The organism is Streptomyces sp. NPDC107559 (assembly GCF_055657365.1).
On sequence record NZ_JBVKBD010000001.1, the window covers coordinates 453386 to 472354 of the forward strand.

Consider the following 18969-nt stretch of genomic DNA (forward strand, 5'->3'; position numbering starts at 1 on the left):
TCAGCCCTTCACTCCGGTGAGGGTGACGCCCTCGACGAACGCCTTCTGGGCGAAGAAGAACACGAGGATCACGGGGGCCATGACCAGCACGGTGGCGGCCATGGTGAGGTTCCAGTCGGTGTGGTGGGCGCCCTTGAAGGACTCCAGGCCGTAGGACAGGGTCCAGGCGCCGGGGTTCTCGGACGCGTAGATCTGCGGTCCGAAGTAGTCGTTCCAGGCGTAGAAGAACTGAAAGAGCGCCACCGCGGCGATGCCCGGCTTCGCCATCGGGACGACGACCTTCAGCAGGGTGCGCAGCTCGCCGCAGCCGTCCACCCTTGCCGCGTCCACGTACTCGTTCGGGATCGTCGTCAGGAACTGGCGCAGCAGGAAGATGGAGAACGCGTCGCCGAACGCCATCGGGATGATCAGCGGCCACAGCGTGCCCGACAGCCCGAGCTGTTTCGCCCAGAAGAGGTACATCGGGATGATGACGACCTGCGGGGGCAGCATCATCATCGAGATCACCAGCATCAGCGCCAGATTCCGGCCGCGGAAGCGGAACTTGGCGAGGGCGTACGCGACCGGGAGCGACGAGACGACCGTCAGGACGGTGCCGGCGCCGGCGTAGAGCAGGGTGTTGCGCCACCAGGTCAGGAAGCCGGGAGTCTCGAAGACCTTCCGGTAGTTGGCCCACTCCCAGGTGTGCGGGACCAGGTCCCGGCTCAGCGCCTGGGTGTCGCTCATCAGCGAGGTCAGGAACACGAACACGAACGGCAGGACGAAGAACAGGGCGGCCGCGACCCCGAGGGCGTGCACGGCGACCCACTCCAGCATCGCCCGCCGCCGGGCGGTGCGCCCGGCCGGCGTGACGGGGGCCGTCAGCCCGACCGGCTTGTCGAGTACTTGGGCCATGGTCAGTCACCTGCCTGGACGAGACCGCCGCGGCGCCGCATCAGGAACGCGGTGAACACCATCGACAGGGCGAAGAGGACCAGCGCCACCACGCATGCGGAGCCGTAGTCGAAGCGCTGGAAACCGAGGTTGTAGACGAGCTGGGGCAGGGTGAGCGTCGACTTGTCCGGGTAGCCGGGCTCGAACTGGGTGCCCGCGCCCTGGATGACGCCCGAGGCGACCTTCCCCGCGATCAGCGGCTGCGTGTAGTACTGCATGGTCTGGATGACCCCGGTGACCACGGCGAACATCACGATGGGGGAGATGTTCGGGAGCGTGACGTAGCGGAACCGCTGCCACGCCGAGGCCCCGTCCAGCTCGGCCGCCTCGTACTGCTCCGTCGGCACGTCCAGCAGCGCCGCCATGAAGATGACCATCAGGTCGCCGATGCCCCACAGGGCGAGCAGGGTCAGGGCCGGCTTGGACCACGCGGGGTCGTTGAACCAGCCGGGCGCGGGGACACCGATCTTCTCCAGAAGCGAGTTGACCGGTCCCGTGCCGGGGTTGAGCAGGAACGCGAAGGACATGGTGGCCGCGACCGGCGGGGCCAGGTAGGGCAGGTAGAACAGGGTCCGGAACACCCCCGTACCGGTCTTGATCTTCGTGATGAGCAGACCGACGCCCAGTCCGAAGACCACGCGCAGGCTCACCATCACCAGGACCAGCCACAGGGTGTTGCGCAGGGCGGGCCAGAAGAGGGGGTAGTGCTCGAAGACGTACGTCCAGTTCTTCGTCCCGCTCCAGGTCGGCGGCTTGAAGCCGTCGTAGTGCATGAACGAGAAGTAGACCGTCGAGATCAGCGGGTACGCGAAGAAGACCGCGAAGCCGATCAGCCAGGGCGACAGGAAGGCGAGGTTGCGAAGCGCCGCGCGGCGGCGCTTCGACGTCAGGGTGACAGTGCTCATCTGCGCGCTACTTCGCCTGCGCGATGTCCGTGTCGATCTGCTTCGCCGTCGCGGCCAGGCCCGACGTCAGATCCTTCGCCTTGCCGCTCTCGTAGTCGTAGCCGAACTGCTGGATCGTCACGAGGTACACACCGCCGTTGATCGAGGCGGGCGTCGTGGTCGAGGCCGGGTTCGCGGCGATGTCCAGGAACGTCTTGAAGCGCGGGTCGTACTTCAGCTTCGGCGACTTCAGGGCGGTCAGCGTGGAGGGCACGTTGTGGATGGCGTTGGAGAAGTCCACGACCGCGTCCGTGTCGGTGGTCATGTACTTCACCAGCTCCCAGGCCGCGTTCTGCTTGCTGCTGTTGGCGGCGATGCCCGCGATGGTGCCGGTGATGTAGCCCTTGCCGTACTGGGACGCCTGGTCGTCGGGCACGGGCAGCGGGGCGACGCCGATCTCGAAGTCCGGCTTGGCCTCCGTGGCCATGCCCAGCCGCCACTCGCCGTCCAGCTGCATCGCGACCTGGCCGGTGTGGAACGGGTGCTTGGGGCCCCACTCGTCGCCCAGCGTGGAGCGGAACTTCTCCAGCTTCTGGAAGCCGCCGAGTTCGTCGACGAGCTTCTTCTGGAGGGTGAAACCGGCCTTGAAGGCGGGGTCCTTGGCGAGGTTGGACTTGCCGTCGGCGTCGAAGTACGTCGGGGAGAACTGCCCGAAGTAGTGCTCGGTCGTCGACTCCCAGCCGTGGTAGTTCGGCATGAACCCGAGCTGTGTGTACGAGTCGCCCTTGGCGATCGTCAGCTTCTTGGCGTCGGCCTCGAACTCCGACCAGGTCCGGGGCGGGTTCTTGATGCCGGCCTTCGCGAACGCGGTCTTGTTGTAGTAGAGGCCGTAGGCGTCGCCGAGCAGCGGTGCCGCGCAGCGGTCGCCGTCGAACTGGGTGTACTCGTTCATCGCCTTCGGGAAGGTCGTCGAGGGGTCGATGCCGGACTTCTCGAAGAACGGGTTGAGGTCGGTCAGGGCGCCCGAGGAACAGAACTTGCCCACGTTGTTCGTGGTGAAGGACGAGATGACGTCGGGCGCCTTGGCACCGCCCGCCCGCAGCGCCTGGTTGATCTTGTCGTCGGTCACGTTGCCGACGACGTCGACGTGGATGTTGGGGTGTTTCTTCTCGAAACCGTCGACCAGCGCCTGCACGGCCTTGACCTCGGAGGGCGCGCTCCAGGCGTGCCAGAAGTTGATGGTCGTCTCCTTCGACGCGTCGTCGCTCGCGCCGGAACCGCTCTGGCCGGTGCAGGCGGTGGTGAGGAGGATCGCCGACGCGGTCAGGACGAACGCTGCCTTGCGTACCGCTACGGGCATGACTTCGGGCATGACGGAATCTCCCTGGGACGGGCGGGGTGAGAGGAAGTGGAGGCGGTGGAGGTGAAGCAGGAGGCGGTGGAGGTGGAGCGGGAGGCGGAGGTGGCTGTCGGGATCAGCGCGAGGTGTCGAAGACCTCGTCGCGGGTGGCCGCCAGCGCACTCTCCAACGCGCCGCGCAGCACGGGGTGTTCGGTGACGCCGCCGACCAGCAGCCGGGGCCGGGCGGCGGCCAGTTCGGCCAGTTCGGCCTGGACCAGCGAGCGCAGGGGTTCGCCGCCGGAGGTGAGCGAGGCACCGCTGAGGACGACGAGTTCGGGGTCGAGGACGGAGACGAGCGAGGCCAGACCGGTGGCGAGCCGGGTCGCGTACGTCTCGAGGAGTTGCCGCTCGGGGCCGTCGTCCGCCGCGGCCGCGCGGGCCACGAGGGCGGCGGCGACCTCGGTGTACGGGCCGGACGGGATCCGGGTGACGCCCAGTTCCCGGGCCAGCCGGGGCAGCGCCTGCGAACCGGCCAGCTCCTGGTAGCCGCCGCTGCCCGTCTTGGTCACCTGGCGGACCAGGGGCGCGCCGGGCACCGGCAGGAAGCCGACCTCGCCCGCGCCGCCGGTCCAGCCGCGGTGCAGCCGGCCGCCGAGCACGAGCGCGGCGCCGAGGCCGCCCTCGTTCCACAGCAGGACGAAGTCCGCGTGGCCGCGGGCCGCGCCCAGCCGCTGCTCGGCCACGGCGACGAGGTTGACGTCGTTCTCGTACTCGACCGGCATCGGCAGGGCGGCGGCGAGTTCGTCGAGGAGGGCCGGGGTGTGCCAGCCCGGCAGGTGGGAGGCGTAGCGCAGACGGCCGGTGTTGGGGTCGAAGGCGCCGGGGGTGCCGATGACGACGCGGTGGACGTCGTCGCGGGCGAGCCCGGCCGCCTTCACCGCGCCGTCGAGCGCGTCGGTGACCTGCTGCACGACCGATGTCGCCGACTTCCTGCCGGGGGTGGGCAGTTCGTACGCGCCGACCGTACGGCCGGTGATGTCGGCGACGGCGGCCTGGATGCGTTCGGGGGTGACGTCGAGTCCGGCCGCGTACGCGGCGGTCGGATCGACCTCGTACAACTGCGCGCTGGGGCCGGGCCGGCCCTCGCTGATTCCGGTGGCCAGGACGAGCCCCGCCGCCTCCAGCCGGGCCAGCAACTGGGAGGCGGTGGGCTTGGACAGACCGGTGAGCTTGCCGATGCGGGTGCGGGACAGCGGCCCGTGCTCCAGCAGGAGGTCGAGCGCGGCACGGTCGTTCATGGCGCGCAGGACGCGCGGGGTGCCCGGCGTACCGGTGGTTCCTGCCATGGGGTCGACACCTGCCTCTCGGCCGTCCAGCCTCTCAGCGACCTGGTCGGGAAGTCCATCCCGTGATCACTGTTAGGAAGGTTTCCTATTCGGTGGCAGGAACCTAAGCCCGGGGAGAAGCGGGCGTCAAGAGAAACCGCCCCCGAGGCACAAGAGAAACCGCCCCCGCAGGCGACGGAGCCGTTGCCTGCGGGGGCGGTGGGGTGGTGCGGCATTGCGGTGGTGCGACGCCGTACGGGGGTGCCGTACGGGCGTTACTTCATGTCGGCTGCTACTTCACGTCGACGTAGTCGCCCGCGGCGGTCGCCGCGGCGGTGGTCGACGTACCGGCGAACGTGTACCGGTAGTAGCCGTCGGCGTTGGCCTTGACCGTGGTCGACAGCGCGCCGGACGTACCGGACTTCACCGTCTTCACGGTCTTGTAGGTGCTGCTGCCCTTGGCCCGGAACTGGAGGGTCGCCGTCTGGCCCACGTAGCCCGAGTACTTGCCGGTTCCCCAGTTGGCCCGGGTCAGCGCGCCCTTGACGGTGAGGGTCTGGCCCTTCTTCACCGGCTCCGGCGTCGCGTTGACGGTGAGCTTGGCCGCGCGCTGCACCTTGGCGGTCGTCAGGTTGCCCCACAGCGCCATGTTGGTCTCGGAGCTGAGGAAGTCGTCCGAGACGGTGCCGTCCATGTGGGCGTACAGGCCGCCCGCCTTCCAGGTGCCGGCGTCCGCGTCCTCGTACAGGTAGTCCTGCGGGTCGACGGGGATCGTCTCGGTGCAGTGCTCGGTGATGGTCGTGGCCGTGGTGGCGGTCGTCGTGCACGTGGGCATGACTTCCGGGTCCAGCTCGTTGGCGACGGACTTCAGGGTGCCGCGGTAGAGGATCACCGCGGCGAAGGTCTTCTTGTTGTCGATGACCAGGTCGGCCGGCCGGGTCAGGTTGTACGTCACCGGCACGTTCACCGTGGCGGTGGTGCCGACGACGATCGCCTTCCCCTTGTTGACGGTCACGTCGGAGAAGACCAGGTTCGGCGTGGCCGCGGACGCGAGCGGCGCGGCCAGGCAGGTCAGGGCCAGGGCGCCGGTCAGGGCGGCGCCTATGGCGAGCTTGTTCATCTGTCCCCACATTCGACAGCGGGCCCCGGGCGGCTTCGCGCTCCAGAACAAGGCCCGCAACGAGGGGCACACTAGGTGATCTTCAAATGCGGAGACGATGCGGCCCCCCTGTGAAGACCCTATGGATCGCGCTCCGCTCCCGCTCAGTCGGCGAGGAACGGGGCCGTCTCCAGGGTGGGGTAGGGGGCCGGGAGGGGCAGGGGGTCGCCGAGGTCGACCTTGACGTCGGTGGCGTAGTAGGCCTCGGTGGGGTCGTCGCCGGGGAGGACGGGGTCCGTGTGGCAGTGGGCCGTCCCGGTGTGGCGGTCGATCAGGACGCAGACGGGGACGCTGGCGGCGGCGTAGGTGCGGAACTTGGGGCCGGTGTCCGTCTCGTGGTTGGTGGAGGTGACCTCGCCGACCAGGGCGAGCATGCCGATGGGGTACCGGCCTTTGTGGGCCTTGGAGTACGCCTCGTCGAGTTCGGACGGCCTGCGGCGGCGGACGTAGAAGTCGGGGACGACCAGCGCCAGGGTGCTGCCGTCCCCGTGTACGGCAGGAGGGCGGCACCCGGAGTCTTCCTGGTGCCGCCCTCCTGCCGTACCGCTTACTTCGTCGGAGGCGCCACCGCCCGCTGCGCAGTGATCGGGGTCGTCGCCATCGACTGCGGGGAGTCCGCGTTGGCGAAGGCCGACGGGGCCGCGACCGACGCGGCCGGGTCGACCGGCTCCGCCTCCACGAGGGCCGTCGCGCCGCCCACGATGCGGATGTCGGCCTCGTCGAAGGCGCGCTTGATGCGCCAGCGCAGCTCGCGCTCCACGGTGAGGGCCTTGCCCGGCATCGTCTTCGCCGAGACCCGGACCACCATCGAGTCCAGCAGCACGCTGTCCAGGCCGAGCACCTCGATCGGGCTCCACAGGAGCTCGTTCCAGGGCTCTTCCTTGCTCATCCTCTCGGCGACCGCGTCGAGGGTGGCCTTCACCCGGTCGAGGTCCTCCGAGGTGCGCACGGTCACGTCGACGCCGGCCGTCGCCCAGCCCTGGGAGAGGTTGCCGATGCGCTTGACCTCGCCGTTGCGGACGTACCAGATCTCGCCGTTGGCGCCGCGCAGCTTGGTGACCCGCAGGCCGACCTCGATGACCTCGCCGGTGGCCACGCCCGCGTCGATCTGGTCGCCGACGCCGTACTGGTCCTCCAGGATCATGAACACGCCGGACAGGAAGTCCGTGACCAGGTTGCGGGCGCCGAAACCGATCGCCACGCCCGCGACACCGGCGGAGGCCAGCAGCGGGGCGAGGTTGATCTCGAAGGTGGCCAGCACCATCAGGGCGGCCGTGCCGAGGATGAGGAAGCTCGCCACCGAGCGCAGCACCGAGCCGATCGCCTGCGAGCGCTGACGGCGCCGCTCGGAGTTGACCAGCAGCCCGCCCAGCGCAGTGCCGTCGACCGACTCCGCGGTCCGGGACATCCGGTCGATGAGCTTGGTGATCGCCCGCTGCACCGCCACTCTGAGCACCATCGCGATCACCAGGATCAGCAGGACTCTCAGACCGATCGCGAGCCACGTCGACCAGTTCTGCTCGACCCAGCTGGCCGCGTTCGTCGCGCTCTCCTGGGCGTCCTGGAGGGACGGCACCGTCACAGTCGGTGACTGTGTGGGAGTCGGCGAGGGTGCGGAGCCGGCGGCCGGCAGGACGGCGGGCAAGGACACTGCAGGTACCTCCAGGTGCTGTGCTGCCGTGTCCGGTGCGGCGGTCGAGGGGTCGACACGCACTTCAAGGTCACGGAAGGGTCACCGGACGGACAGAATCACCACACTAACGGGGCACGGCGGGTGCTTCGGCGCGATACCCGAAGGAGAGACCTCGCTCACCCGGGCGTGAGCAGGGCTTGTTCCGGGCGCGCGCGGGCGTGTGGTCGAAAACACTCCCAGCCCGTTACCGGGACATGGTGGCGCGTTCACCAGGCATGAGGGGAGACTGACTCCAGATCGTCCCGGCGCGAGCCACGCGCCGCCGACGCACAAGGAGGCATCCGTGCCGCATGTCCTGGTCCTCAACGCGTCGTACGAACCACTCGGCGTCGTACCGCTCCATCGTGCGCTCATCCTCGTCCTCGAGAACAAGGCCGTCTGCCTAGAGGAATCCGGCGCCTTCATGCACAGCGCAACCGTCACGATCCCCGCACCCAGCGTGGTCCGGCTCAAGAGATTCGTCCGGGTCCCCTATCGAGGGCCCGTTCCGCTCACCCGTCGTGCGCTCTTCGCCCGCGACGGCGGCCGGTGCATGTACTGCGGTGGCGTCGCAACCAGCGTCGACCACGTCATCCCGCGCAGCCGCGGGGGCAAACACGTCTGGGACAACGTGGTGGCGTCCTGCCGCCGCTGCAACCACGTGAAGGCCGACCGTCACCTGGTCGAGATCGGCTGGCGGCTGCGCCACAAACCCGCTCCGCCCACCGGCCTGGCCTGGCGCATCATCGGCACCGGGCATAGGGACCCGCGCTGGCTGCCCTACTTGCAGCCGTTCGGCGCGGACGACGCCATGGCCCGGATCGACGGCATCTCCGCCTGATGATCCGGGCCTTTGCGTTCGCCCTGCCCCCTTGATCCGGCCCTGGGAGCCCTCCGCGCTCCCAGGGCCGGACGTTCCGGGAGCGCACGCGTGCAGCGCCTGCGGCGTGCGTGCGCCGTTCGGGTGCGTCCGTTCACCCGATCGCCCCGAGGCGCTCGCGCGCCCCTCACGCGCGCCCGCGCGCGGGGGTGCCGAGCGGCGTAGGAGGGCCGGAGCGTGGAGTACGGGTGTGGAATGTGACGACATGTGCGTTCTACCCGCCTCGGACGTCTGCAACAGCCATCGGTGGGTAGGGCTGCGGTATCCCGTCCGGCGTCGTCCGCACCCGACAAGGAGGCCCCCGTGGCCGCACCCGCATCCGCCCGCCCCCTGCTCCCCGCCCCCTCCAAACGCGAGGCCTGCCGGGCCTTCGGCGCCGAGCGGATCTGCGCCGAGCCCCCGCTGACCAGCGAACCTCCGCTGCCCGACGCGGAGCCCCTGACCAGCGAGCCCCCGCTCGCCGCCGCGGACACCGACGTCACGAGGCCGTAGATGACCGCACCCGGGACGGCCGCGCCCCTCTCCGAGGACCTGTCACGGCTCGCCGCGCTGCACGGCGTCGCCACCTCCTACAGCCCCTCCCCGGACCGCACCGTCGAGGCCTCGGCCACCGCGGTCGTCAGCGCCCTGGCCGCCCTCGGTGTGGACGCCGGCACCCCGCAGGCCGCCCGCGCCGCCCTCGCCGCCCGGGAAGGCGCCCTGCGCGCGAGGCTGCTGCCGCCCACCGTGGTCTGCCGGACCGGTACCGCCCCCCGCGCGCTCGACGCGCTGCCCGAGGGCACCCGGCTGCGCGTCGACACCGAACAGGGCGAGATCCGGACCATCGGGCAGGGCGAGACCCGTACCGCCGTCGGCGGCCTTCCGCCCGGCGTCCACCGGCTGACCGCCACCGCCCCCGACGGCCGCACGGCACAGGCGCACCTCGTCGTCGCCCCACCCCGCCTGCCCACCCCCGAAGGGCGCTCGTACGGACTGCTCGTCCAGCTCTACTCCCTGCTGTCGCGGCGCTCCTGGGGCATGGGCGACCTCGGCGACCTCGGCGAACTCACCGCCTGGGCCGGACGCGCGCTCGGCGCCGGATTCGTCCAGGTCAATCCGCTGCACGCGGCCGTGCCCGGTCCGCCCGCCGACCCGTCCCCCTACCGGCCCTCCTCACGCCGCTTCCCCGACCCGGTCCATCTGCGGGTCGAGGACATCCCCGAGTTCGCCTGGGTGGAGGACCGCGAACGGGTGCGCTCGCTGCTGGAACGGGCCGCGCGACTGCGCGAGACGGTGCTGGAGAAGGGGGCGTGGATCGACCGGGACGCGGTGTGGGAGCTCAAGCGGGAGGCGCTGGAGCTGGTCTTCGAGGTACCGCTCGGGCCCGGCCGGTACGCCGCCTACCGCGACTTCCTCGTCGAACAGGGCGAGGCGCTCCAGGACCACGCCACCTGGTACGCGTTCGCCGAGGTGCACGGCCCGGACTGGAGCCGCTGGCCCGGCGGGCTGCGCGACCCGCGCTCGGCGGACACCGCCCGCGCCCGGGTCGAGCTGATGGACCGCGTCGACTTCCACAGCCGGCTCGCCTGGCTGACCGACGCCCAGCTGACCGCCGCCCAGCGCACCGCGCGCGAGGCCGGTATGCCGGTCGGGCTGGTGCACGACCTGGCGGTCGGGGTGCACCCCGGGGGCGCCGACGCCTGGGCGCAGCAGGAGTACTTCGCCGCGGGCATGTCGGTGGGCGCCCCGCCGGACGCCTTCAACGCCCGGGGCCAGGACTGGGGCCTGCCGCCCTGGCGCCCGGACCAACTCGCCGAGTCCGGCTACGCCCCCTACCGTCAGCTGCTGCGCGCCCTGTTCCGCTACGCGGGCGCCCTGCGCATCGACCACGTCATGGGCCTGTTCCGGCTCTGGTGGATCCCGCAGGGCCTGCCGCCCACCGAGGGCACCTACGTCCGCTACGACGCCGAGGCCATGCTCGCCGTGCTGGTCCTGGAGGCCTCCCGGGCCGGGGCGGTGGTGATCGGCGAGGATCTCGGCACCGTGGAGCCCGGGGTGCGCGAGGCACTGCGCGAACGCGGGGTGCTCGGCACGTCGGTGCTGTGGTTCGAACGGGACTGGGACGGCGACGGCCGTCCGCTGCCGCCCGGACGCTGGCGCTCCGACTGCCTCGCCACCGCCACCACCCACGACCTGCCGCCCACCGCCTCCCGCCTCTCCGGCGACCACGTCGAACTCCGCGACCGCCTGGGCCTGTCGACCCGCCCCCTGGCACAGGAGCGGGCCGAGGCGGCCGCCGACACGGGGGAGTGGCTGGCCCTGCTCACCCGGCTCGGACTGCTGCCCGGCGCCGAGGGCGGCGACACCGCCGCGGAGGAGGCCGAGGTCCGGGCCGTCCACCGCTTCCTGCTGCGCACCCCCGCCCGGCTGATCGGGGTCTGGCTCCCCGACGGCGTCGGGGACCGGCGTCCGCAGAACCTCCCCGGCACCTGGGACCAGTACCCGAACTGGCGGCTGCCGATCGCCGACCCCGAGGGCCGTCCGGTGACGCTGGAGGAGTTGGCCGCGTCGCCGCGGGTGCGCGCGCTGATGGACGCGGTCCGGGAGGGCCGGGACGAGGAGGCGGGAGGCGTCCCCGGGGAGGGGTGAGAGCGCCCACCGGGCGCCCACCGGGCGCCCCCGGGGGGAGGTCGCGAGGGGTCCTCGGGCCTGCTACGGCACCCCGGGCGCGCGGTCGACCCGGGCGTTCGCTAGTTTTGAACCGTGGACAAGAAGAACGCCCTGCGCGCCGGCGCCCTGGCTGCCGGTACGACGCTGATGATGCTGCTCATGTCGTCCCCCGCGCTCGCGCTCACCCGCGACGACGGCGACGACCCCGGTTCGGGCCTGAGCGTCATCGAGACGCTGGGCCTCTATGTCGTGCTCCCGCTGGTGATCTTCGCGGTGATCACGGGCCTGGTGATGGTCCTGGACAAGTCGACGGACCGCCGGCCCAAGAGCCGCCGGCCGAAGACCGCCGTCAAGGCGGGGGCGGGCGCGAAGGCCTGACCCAGGCCACCGTCGGATCCTGACGCTTCGACCGAGGGCGCCGTCCCCACCCCCCGTACGGGTGGTGAGGACGGCGCCCTCGGCACGTCTCCGGCAGAATCTCACGGGCAGCCGAGGAGACGCAGGAGGCCCGGATGAACGGCACCACCGGCACCACCGGCACCGCCACCACCCTCCCCGTGGTCGTCGTCGGCTCGGGCCCCACCGGCCTTCTGCTCGCCGGGGACCTCGCCGCCGCCGGGGTGCGGGTCACGCTCCTGGAGAAGCGCCCGCACAGGATCAGCAACCTCTCCCGCGCCTTCGTGCTGCACGCCCGCACCCTGGAGCAGTTCGACGCCCGCGGCCTCGCCGACGACATCGAGGCGGCCGGCCGGCCCCTGGACCGGCTGCGCCTCTTCGGCAGCCTCACCATCGACCTCGGCACCCTGCCCTCCCGCTACAACCACCTCCTCGTCATCCCGCAGTACGAGGTGGAGAAGGTCCTGGAACGCCGCGCGGCCGCCGCCGGGGTGGACTTCCGGTACGAGACGGAGTTCGTCTCCCTGGCCCAGGACGCGGCCGGCGTGACGGTCCGCACGCGCGGCCCCGGCGGCGCGTCCGGGGAGCTGCCGGCGGCCTACGTGGTCGGGGCCGACGGGATGCGCAGCACCGTACGGGACGCGATCGGGCTGCCCTTCCCCGGTGAGTCGGTGATCCGTTCCGTCGTGCTGGCCGATGTGCGGCTGGCCGAGGAGCCCGAGAACCCGCTCACCGTGAACACCGTCGGTGACGCCTTCGCCCTCGTCGTGCCCTTCGGCGACGGCTATCACCGGGTCGTCGCCTGGAACCGCGCCCGCGACGTGCCCGACCACGAGCCCGTCGGCCTGGACGAGGTCAGGGAGGTCACCCGGCTCGCCCTCGGCCGCGACTACGGCATGCACGACGCCCGCTGGATGTCCCGCTTCCACAGCGACGAACGCCAGGTGCCCGCCTACCGGGTCGGCCGGGTCTTCCTCGCCGGCGACGCCGCCCATGTGCACACCCCGGCCGGCGGTCAGGGCATGAACACCGGCCTCCAGGACGCCGCCAACCTGAGCTGGAAGCTCGCCCAGGTGGTCCACGGTCACGCGGACGCCGCGCTCCTGGACACCTACCAGACCGAACGGCACCCCGTCGGCAAGGCGGTCCTGCGCAGCAGCGGCGGCATCGTGCGCCTCGCGATGGCCAAGCGGCTGCGGACGCTGGTCCTGCGCGCGGGCCTCACCGCCGTCCTCGACATGGCCGGCCCGGCCCGCCGGAAGGTGATCGGCCAGATCACCGGCATCGGCTACCGCTACCCGGCGCCCAGAGGCTCCCACCCCCTCACCGGAGTCCGCGCCCCCGACCTCGCCCTCGCCGGCGGCGGCCGCCTGTACGAGGCCCTGCGCGGCGGCCGGTTCGTGCTGGTCACCCCGGAGGCGTACGAGGAGCCGGGCGCCCGCGGGGACCGGCTGGCCGTGGCCCGCTGGGCGAGCGGCCGTCGTACGGCGCTGCTGGTGCGGCCCGACGGATACGTCGCCTGGGCGGCCGACACCGCCGGCCCGGCGGCGATCGAGGCCGCGCTCATCGCCCATGTCGGCCCGGCGGAGACCCGGTAGCGGCGGTCCGAGCGCGCCTGCCGTGCGTCCGGACCGCGGGTACGCACGCCCACCGGCCCGAATCGGCCGGGGCTGCCCCGGACCCACCACGTCAGGCGCCCGGACCGGCCGCGCCCGACGTGCGACGGCCCCGGCCGGCCGCACACGGAGCGCGGGCCGGCCGGGGCCGTCGGGGCAGGGCCAGGACGACGGGGCTAGGACGCAGCCGCGTCCGCCGCCTGGGCCTTCAGTGCGCGCTCGACGCCCGAGCGCGACTCCGAGATCAGCCGGCGCAGGGCCGCGCCGGGCTCGACGGCGGCCAGCCACGCGTCCGTCCGGTCCAGGGTGTCCTGGCCGACCTGGAGCGCGGGGTACAGACCGACCACGATCTGCTGGGCCATCTCGTGCGAACGCGAGTCCCAGACGCCCTTGACGCTCTCGAAGAACTTCTCCGTGTACGGGGCGAGCAGCTCACGCTGGTCGGTCTGGACGAAGCCGCCGATGACCGCCTCCTGGACGGCGTTCGGGAGCTTGTCGGACTCGACGACCGACGCCCACGCCTCCGCCTTGGCCTCCTCGGTCGGCCGGGCGGCCCGGGCGGTCGCCGCGTGACGCTCGCCGGCGGCCGTACGGTCCCGCTCGTACTCGGCCGCGATCTCCGCCTCGTCGAACCGGCCGACCGACGCGAGCCGCTCCACGAACGCCCAGCGCAGCTCCGTGTCCACGGCCAGGCCCTCGACCGTCTGCGACCCGTCCAGCAGCGCCTCCAGCAGGTCCAGCTGCTCCGGCGTACGGGCCGTGGCCGCGAACGCCCGCGCCCAGGCCAGCTGGTGGTCGCCGCCCGGCGCGGCCGACTGCAGGTGCGCCAGCGTCGCCTCCGTCCAGCGGGTCAGCAGGGCCTCCCGGGCCGTCGGGTCGGCGTACAGGTCGATCGCCGACTTCACCTGACGCTGGAGCGACTGCACGACACCGATGTCGGACTCCTTGCCGATGCCGGACAGCACCAGGGACAGGTAGTCGCGGGTGGCGAGCTCGGCGTCGCGGGTCATGTCCCAGGCCGACGCCCAGCACAGGGCACGCGGCAGCGACGACTCGAAGTCGCCCAGGTGCTCCGTGACGAACGCCAGGGACGCCTCGTCCAGACGGACCTTCGCGTACGACAGGTCGTCGTCGTTGAGCAGGACCACGTCCGGGCGGGCCCGTCCGGCCAGCTGCGGCACGGCCGTCAGCTCGCCGTCGACGTCCAGCTCCAGGCGCTCGGTGCGCACCAGCCTGCCGCTGCCGCCGTCGAGGTCGTACAGGCCGATCGCGATGCGGTGCGGGCGCAGCGTGGGCTCGCCCTTGGCACCGGCCGGCAGCGCCGGGGCCTCCTGGCGGACGGCGAAGGAGGTGATCACCCCGTCGGCGTCCGTCTCGATCTCGGGCCGCAGGATGTTGATGCCGGCCGTCTCCAGCCACTGCTTCGACCAGGTCTTCAGATCGCGCCCGGAGGTCTCCTCCAGCGCGCCGAGCAGGTCGGACAGGCGCGTGTTGCCGAACGCGTGCCGCTTGAAATAGGCCTGGACGCCGGCGAAGAACTCGTCCATGCCGACGTAGGCGACGAGCTGCTTCAGGACGCTCGCGCCCTTGGCGTACGTGATGCCGTCGAAGTTGACGAGCACGTCGTCGAGGTCGTTGATCTCGGCCATGATCGGGTGCGTGGACGGCAGCTGGTCCTGCCGGTACGCCCAGGTCTTCATGGAGTTGGCGAACGTGGTCCACGAGTGCGGCCAGCGCGAGCCGGGCGCGTACGCCTGGCAGGCGATGGACGTGTAGGTGGCGAACGACTCGTTCAGCCACAGGTCGTTCCACCACTCCATGGTGACCAGGTCGCCGAACCACATGTGGGCCAGCTCGTGCAGGATCGTCTCCGCCCGCAGCTCGTAGGCCGCGTCGGTCACCTTCGACCGGAAGACGTACTGGTCGCGGATGGTGACCGCGCCCGCGTTCTCCATCGCGCCCGCGTTGAACTCCGGTACGAACAGCTGGTCGTACTTCTCGAAGGGGTACGCGTAGTCGAACTTCTCCTGGAACCAGTCGAAGCCCTGCCGGGTCACCTCGAAGATCGCGTCCGAGTCCAGGAACTCGGCGAGGGAGGGCCGGCAGTAGATGCCGAGCGGCACCGACTGCCCGTCCTTCTCGTACACGCTGTGCACCGAGTGGTACGGGCCCACGATCAGCGCCGTGATGTACGTGGAGATACGCGGCGTCGGCGCGAACTCCCAGACGTCGTCCTTCGGCTCGGGCGTCGGCGAGTTGGAGACGACCGTCCAGCCGGTCGGCGCCTTCACGGTGAACTGGAAGGTCGCCTTCAGGTCGGGTTGTTCGAACGAGGCGAAGACACGACGGGCGTCCGGCACCTCGAACTGGGTGTACAGATAGGCCTGCTCGTCGACCGGGTCGACGAACCGGTGCAGGCCCTCACCGGTGTTGGTGTACGCGCAGTCGGCGACGACCCGCAGCACGTTGCGGCCCGCGAGCAGACCCGGCAGCGCGATCCGGGAGTCGGCGAACACCTCGGCCGGGACGAGCGCGTCGCCGTTCAGGGTGACCTCGTGGACGGCCGGGGCCACCAGGTCGACGAAGGACTCCGTGCCCCCTTCGGCGACGTCGAAGCGCACCGTGGTCACGGACCGGTAGGTGCCGCCCTCCTGAGCGCCGGAGAGGTCGAGTTCGATCTCGTACGAGTCAACGGTGAGCAGCGACGCCCGCTGCTGCGCCTCTTCGCGAGTCAGGTTTGTGCCAGGCACGCGTTCATCTCCTCGTTATGTGTCGGTTGCGCCATCCTTCCATGCGACCTGCACGGAACGCGATGTCCAAAACCCGCCGGTGAACGGCGCGCAGGAGCGCGAGCCTGACGGTATGACGACACACCCGGCCACGCACCCCGCCCCGACCCCCCGCCCGACCGCACCCGCGGTGTCGACCGCGGCCTACGCGGTCCGGCCCATCGCCCCGTCGGACCTGGCGCAACTGCGCACCGCCGACGACGCCGGGCGGCCCTGCGCCCCGTTCACCGACGACGAGGGCGGCTCCCCGCTGCGCTGCTGTCTGCGGCACAGCGAGCCGGGCGAGCGGATCGCCCTGGTCTCGTACGCGCCACTGCGCCGCTGGGCGGCGCGGACGGGCGCCGACCTCGGGGCGTACGACGAGCAGGGCCCCGTGTTCATCCACGCGCGGGAGTGCGCGGGACCCGGCCGGGACGACGCCGGGGACGGCATCCCGTTCGGCAACGCCCACCGGACCGTGCGCCGCTACTCCGCCGGGGGCCACATCCTGGGCGGCGAGCTGGTGGGTACTCCCGGCGACACGGCCTTCCGAGAGGCGTTCCACAACGCGCTCGACGACCCGTCCGTGGCGTTCGTCCACGTCCGGGCCGTCGAGTACGGCTGCTTCCTCTACGAGGTCGGCAGGCCCTAGGCCTTCAGCTCCGCCGCCACCAGTTCCGCGAGCTGCACCGCGTTCAGGGCCGCGCCCTTGCGCAGGTTGTCGTTGGAGATGAACAGGGCGAGACCGTGCTCGACGGTCTCGTCGGCGCGGATACGGCCGACGTACGAGGCGTCCCGGCCGGCCGCCTGGAGCGGGGTGGGGATGTCGGAGAGGACCACACCCGGGGCGCCGGCCAGCAGCTCCGTCGCGCGCGCCGCGTCGATCGGGCGGGAGAAGCGGGCGTTGATCTGGAGCGAGTGGCCGGAGAAGACCGGGACGCGCACACAGGTGCCGGAGACCTTCAGCTCCGGGATCTCCAGGATCTTGCGGGACTCGTTGCGGAGCTTCTGCTCCTCGTCGGTCTCGTTGAGACCGTCGTCGACGACGGACCCGGCGAGCGGGACCACGTTGAAGGCGATGGGGCGCTGGTAGACCTGCGGCTCCGGGTAGTCGACCGCCGCGCCGTCGTGGGTGAGCCGGTCGGCGTCGGCGACCACCTTCAGTGCCTGCCCGTGCAGCTCCGCGACGCCCGCGACGCCCGAGCCGGAGACGGCCTGGTAGGTGGCGACGACCAGGGCCTCCAGACCGGCCTCCTCGTGCAGCGGCTTCAGGACCGGCATCGCGGCCATCGTCGTGCAGTTCGGGTTGGCGATGATGCCCTTGGGGCGGTCCGCGATCGCGTGCGGGTTCACCTCGGAGACGACGAGGGGGACCTCGGGGTCCTTGCGCCAGGCGGACGAGTTGTCGATCACGACGGCGCCCTGGGCGGCGACCTTCTCGGCCAGCGCCTTCGAGGTCGCGCCGCCCGCGGAGAAGAGCACGATGTCCAGGCCGGAGTAGTCGGCGCTCGACGCGTCCTCCACCGTCACACCGTCCAGGACCGTCCCCGCCGAGCGGGCCGAGGCGAACAGCCGCAGCTCGGTGACCGGGAAGTCGCGCTCCTTGAGGATCCTGCGCATGACCGTGCCGACCTGACCGGTGGCTCCGACGATTCCGACCCTCACGGCGACTCCCTCTGCGTACGTTTGCTCGTGTGTGACTGACGGGGGCTTTTCCATCATGCTGCCGCCCCTGGCCCATGTGTCCAATTCTTTGCCGGGTGTGCCCGAGGAATGGGACGCGATCCCGCGGACGCCAGGTGCGTTCCTGCCCACCGAACCCCCGCTGAGCTGGAGATATTCCCTCGGCGAGGGCTCTGCGCCGCAAGCTGTGCTGCTCCGGACCCTGCCCGCCGGCACCTCCCCCACACGATGATGTGACGTACGCCTCTGGACGCCCCGGGACTTCCGGCCGAACGTTTCGGCCCCCGCCGGCGTCGTAGGGGAAACGTGCGGAGGGGGTGGCTTGTGCTGCGCAGAAAGGCCTGGCGCGGCCGGGGGGCCGACGCCACGGCGGGCGACGACCCGCTGGACGCGGCCCAGGAACGCCGGGTGCGGGCGGTGCTCGCCCTGGGCGGGGTGCCGCAGGCGGACCTGCCGGACGGGGTGCAGCAGGTCCGCCTGCGGCTGCTGGAACGGGCCGCGAGCGGCCGCGAGGCGCCGCGTGACGTGTCGGCGTGGGCGGCGGTCGTCGCCTCCAACCTGGCCATGGACTGGCACCGGGCCCGGCGGCGGCAGGAGCGCGTCGGGGAGCGCCTGGCCTCCCTGCGCCAGCCCGCGCACGACTCCGGCGAGGACACCAGCCTGCTCTCCCTCGCGGTCGCCCGGGGCCTGGACGAACTGCCGGACGCCCAGCGGCAGGTCCTCGTCCTGCGTTTCTACGCCGATCTGCCGGTCCGGTCGATCGCCGACGAGCTCGGCATCCCCGAGGGCACGGTCAAGAGCAGGCTGCACACGGCGGTACGGGCCCTGCGCGTCCGGCTGCACGAGGACGAGGTGGTGTGACATGACCGCCGGACACGACGGCCGCGAGCCGGACGTCGCCGACGAGGCACTGCTGGCGGCGATCACCGGTGAACCGCTGTCCGGGCGGGCCCGCACGGACCCCGAGTTCCTGGCGGCCCACCGCGCCGCGACGGCCGACGTGGCCCTGCTGCGGCGGCACCTGGGCCTGGTCGCGGACGCCCTGACCACGCCCGCACCCGCCGACGGGCCCGCACCCGCCCCCGTGCGGCCACGCGCGCCCCGGCGCCGTCCGTTCGCCCTGGCGCTGCGCGCCGTGGCCGTCGCCGCCGCCGGTGCGCTGGTGGTCGGGACGGGCTGGCTGGTCGTCCGGGCCGGGAACGCGGTGAGCGGGGGTTCCGCCGCCTCGGACAGCGCCGCGAAGGGGGACGCCAAGGGTGTCGGGCCCGAGGCGGCCGCCGGAACGCTTCTGGAGAGCCCGCAGTACCTGGCGTGCGCCCGGCTCGTCGTCGAGGGCGACGTCACGGCGGTGGAGCCGGTGGCGGGCACCGCGCAGCGCCGGGTCACGCTGCACGTGACCCGTTCCTACAAGCCGGAGAAGTCCCCGGCCGAGGTCGGGTTCCTGCTGGAGCGGGAGGCCGGGGCGGATGCCCGGGCCGGCCAGCACGTCCTCGTCGTCGTGCCGCAGCACTCCGCCCTCGCCGACGCCTGGATCACCGGAGCCGACGCCGTCGCCCGGGAACGGGCGGCCGTCGGCCGGGCCCTGCCCGGCTCGCGCACCCTCACCTGCGAGTGAGCGCGGGCGGACGAGAAGGGGCGGGCGCCCTGTGGACGCCCGCCCCCG

The 18969-nt window shown here is 72.0% G+C and carries 17 protein-coding genes; 8 read left to right on the forward strand and 9 right to left on the reverse strand.

Features of this window, described 5'->3' with window-relative positions:
- From ACZ7OY_RS01875 to ACZ7OY_RS01905, 7 genes are all read right to left on the reverse strand, one after another.
- Complete coding sequence (locus ACZ7OY_RS01875) at window positions 1-894, reverse strand: carbohydrate ABC transporter permease (protein ID WP_471909571.1); 894 nt, start codon at window positions 892-894, stop codon at window positions 1-3.
- A gap of 2 nt (window positions 895-896) precedes the next feature.
- Window positions 897-1838 (reverse strand): carbohydrate ABC transporter permease, encoded by a 942-nt coding sequence (locus ACZ7OY_RS01880; RefSeq protein WP_471909572.1) that lies wholly within the window; start codon window positions 1836-1838, stop codon window positions 897-899.
- Window positions 1839-1845: 7 nt separating this feature from the next.
- Window positions 1846-3177, reverse strand: coding sequence for an ABC transporter substrate-binding protein (locus ACZ7OY_RS01885; RefSeq protein WP_471910350.1), 1332 nt, complete (start codon window positions 3175-3177; stop codon window positions 1846-1848).
- Window positions 3178-3292: 115 nt separating this feature from the next.
- A complete protein-coding gene (locus tag ACZ7OY_RS01890) occupies window positions 3293-4504 on the reverse strand; it encodes an ROK family transcriptional regulator (RefSeq protein WP_471909573.1) in 1212 nt (403 codons plus the stop codon).
- 271 nt (window positions 4505-4775) lie between these two features.
- Window positions 4776-5603, reverse strand: a complete 828-nt coding sequence (locus ACZ7OY_RS01895; protein WP_471909574.1) for a hypothetical protein — start codon at window positions 5601-5603, stop codon at window positions 4776-4778.
- A gap of 143 nt (window positions 5604-5746) precedes the next feature.
- Window positions 5747-6115 carry a Uma2 family endonuclease gene (locus ACZ7OY_RS01900; RefSeq protein ID WP_471910351.1) on the reverse strand — a complete coding sequence of 123 codons (369 nt, stop codon included), beginning with the start codon at window positions 6113-6115 and terminating at the stop codon, window positions 5747-5749.
- Window positions 6116-6189: 74 nt separating this feature from the next.
- Window positions 6190-7293: a mechanosensitive ion channel family protein gene (locus ACZ7OY_RS01905; RefSeq protein WP_471909575.1), complete on the reverse strand. Its 1104-nt coding sequence runs from the start codon at window positions 7291-7293 to the stop codon at window positions 6190-6192.
- Window positions 7294-7618: 325 nt separating this feature from the next.
- Here ACZ7OY_RS01905 and ACZ7OY_RS01910 point away from each other — a divergent pair, with 325 nt between their 5' ends.
- The 5 genes from ACZ7OY_RS01910 to ACZ7OY_RS01930 all read left to right on the forward strand — a co-directional run bounded on the left by ACZ7OY_RS01910 (window position 7619) and on the right by ACZ7OY_RS01930 (window position 12837).
- Complete coding sequence (locus ACZ7OY_RS01910; RefSeq protein ID WP_162470012.1) at window positions 7619-8155, forward strand: HNH endonuclease; 537 nt, start codon at window positions 7619-7621, stop codon at window positions 8153-8155.
- 342 nt (window positions 8156-8497) lie between these two features.
- The gene (locus ACZ7OY_RS01915; RefSeq protein ID WP_351617156.1) at window positions 8498-8686 is read left to right on the forward strand and encodes a hypothetical protein; all 189 of its coding nucleotides are present in this window, start codon (window positions 8498-8500) and stop codon (window positions 8684-8686) included.
- Complete coding sequence (gene malQ / locus ACZ7OY_RS01920) at window positions 8687-10822, forward strand: 4-alpha-glucanotransferase (protein ID WP_471909576.1); 2136 nt, start codon at window positions 8687-8689, stop codon at window positions 10820-10822. It begins immediately after the preceding gene.
- A 114-nt stretch (window positions 10823-10936) separates the two neighbouring features.
- A complete protein-coding gene (locus ACZ7OY_RS01925) occupies window positions 10937-11221 on the forward strand; it encodes a hypothetical protein (protein WP_471909577.1) in 285 nt (94 codons plus the stop codon).
- Between the two features lie 134 nt (window positions 11222-11355).
- A complete protein-coding gene (locus tag ACZ7OY_RS01930) occupies window positions 11356-12837 on the forward strand; it encodes an FAD-dependent monooxygenase (protein WP_471909578.1) in 1482 nt (493 codons plus the stop codon).
- 194 nt (window positions 12838-13031) lie between these two features.
- Here the strand turns inward: ACZ7OY_RS01930 and pepN are convergent, their stop codons facing one another.
- Entirely contained in the window at window positions 13032-15605 is a 2574-nt protein-coding gene (pepN, locus tag ACZ7OY_RS01935) for an aminopeptidase N (protein WP_471909579.1), read from the reverse strand.
- A 112-nt stretch (window positions 15606-15717) separates the two neighbouring features.
- Between pepN and ACZ7OY_RS01940 the strand changes: the two genes are divergently transcribed.
- On the forward strand, window positions 15718-16275 hold the full coding sequence (locus ACZ7OY_RS01940) for a DUF1203 domain-containing protein (protein ID WP_471909580.1): 558 nt from the start codon (window positions 15718-15720) through the stop codon (window positions 16273-16275).
- On the opposite strand, the gene ACZ7OY_RS01945 is transcribed toward ACZ7OY_RS01940, so the two are convergent.
- Window positions 16272-17288, reverse strand: coding sequence for an aspartate-semialdehyde dehydrogenase (locus ACZ7OY_RS01945; protein ID WP_471909581.1), 1017 nt, complete (start codon window positions 17286-17288; stop codon window positions 16272-16274). The genes ACZ7OY_RS01940 and ACZ7OY_RS01945 overlap by 4 nt on opposite strands.
- 342 nt (window positions 17289-17630) lie before the next feature.
- On the opposite strand from ACZ7OY_RS01945, the gene ACZ7OY_RS01950 reads away from it, so the two are divergent.
- Together ACZ7OY_RS01950 and ACZ7OY_RS01955 are read left to right on the forward strand one after the other, a co-directional pair.
- Window positions 17631-18167 (forward strand): RNA polymerase sigma factor, encoded by a 537-nt coding sequence (locus ACZ7OY_RS01950; RefSeq protein WP_471909582.1) that lies wholly within the window; start codon window positions 17631-17633, stop codon window positions 18165-18167.
- A gap of 1 nt (window position 18168) precedes the next feature.
- Entirely contained in the window at window positions 18169-18921 is a 753-nt protein-coding gene (locus tag ACZ7OY_RS01955; RefSeq protein WP_471909583.1) for a hypothetical protein, read from the forward strand.
- Window positions 18922-18969: the final 48 nt, after the last annotated feature.

Bases quoted from the DNA above. Each gene is read 5' to 3' on its own strand.
- malQ (WP_471909576.1), top strand. From the start codon at position 8,687: ATGACCGCACCCGGGACGGCCGCGCCCCTCTCCGAGGACCTGTCACGG.
- ACZ7OY_RS01955 (WP_471909583.1), top strand. From the start codon at position 18,169: ATGACCGCCGGACACGACGGCCGCGAGCCGGACGTCGCCGACGAGGCA.
- ACZ7OY_RS01930 (WP_471909578.1), top strand. From the start codon at position 11,356: ATGAACGGCACCACCGGCACCACCGGCACCGCCACCACCCTCCCCGTG.
- ACZ7OY_RS01890 (WP_471909573.1), bottom strand. From the start codon at position 4,504: ATGGCAGGAACCACCGGTACGCCGGGCACCCCGCGCGTCCTGCGCGCC.
- ACZ7OY_RS01880 (WP_471909572.1), bottom strand. From the start codon at position 1,838: ATGAGCACTGTCACCCTGACGTCGAAGCGCCGCCGCGCGGCGCTTCGC.
- ACZ7OY_RS01885 (WP_471910350.1), bottom strand. From the start codon at position 3,177: ATGCCCGTAGCGGTACGCAAGGCAGCGTTCGTCCTGACCGCGTCGGCG.
- ACZ7OY_RS01895 (WP_471909574.1), bottom strand. From the start codon at position 5,603: ATGAACAAGCTCGCCATAGGCGCCGCCCTGACCGGCGCCCTGGCCCTG.
- ACZ7OY_RS01940 (WP_471909580.1), top strand. From the start codon at position 15,718: ATGACGACACACCCGGCCACGCACCCCGCCCCGACCCCCCGCCCGACC.
- ACZ7OY_RS01875 (WP_471909571.1), bottom strand. From the start codon at position 894: ATGGCCCAAGTACTCGACAAGCCGGTCGGGCTGACGGCCCCCGTCACG.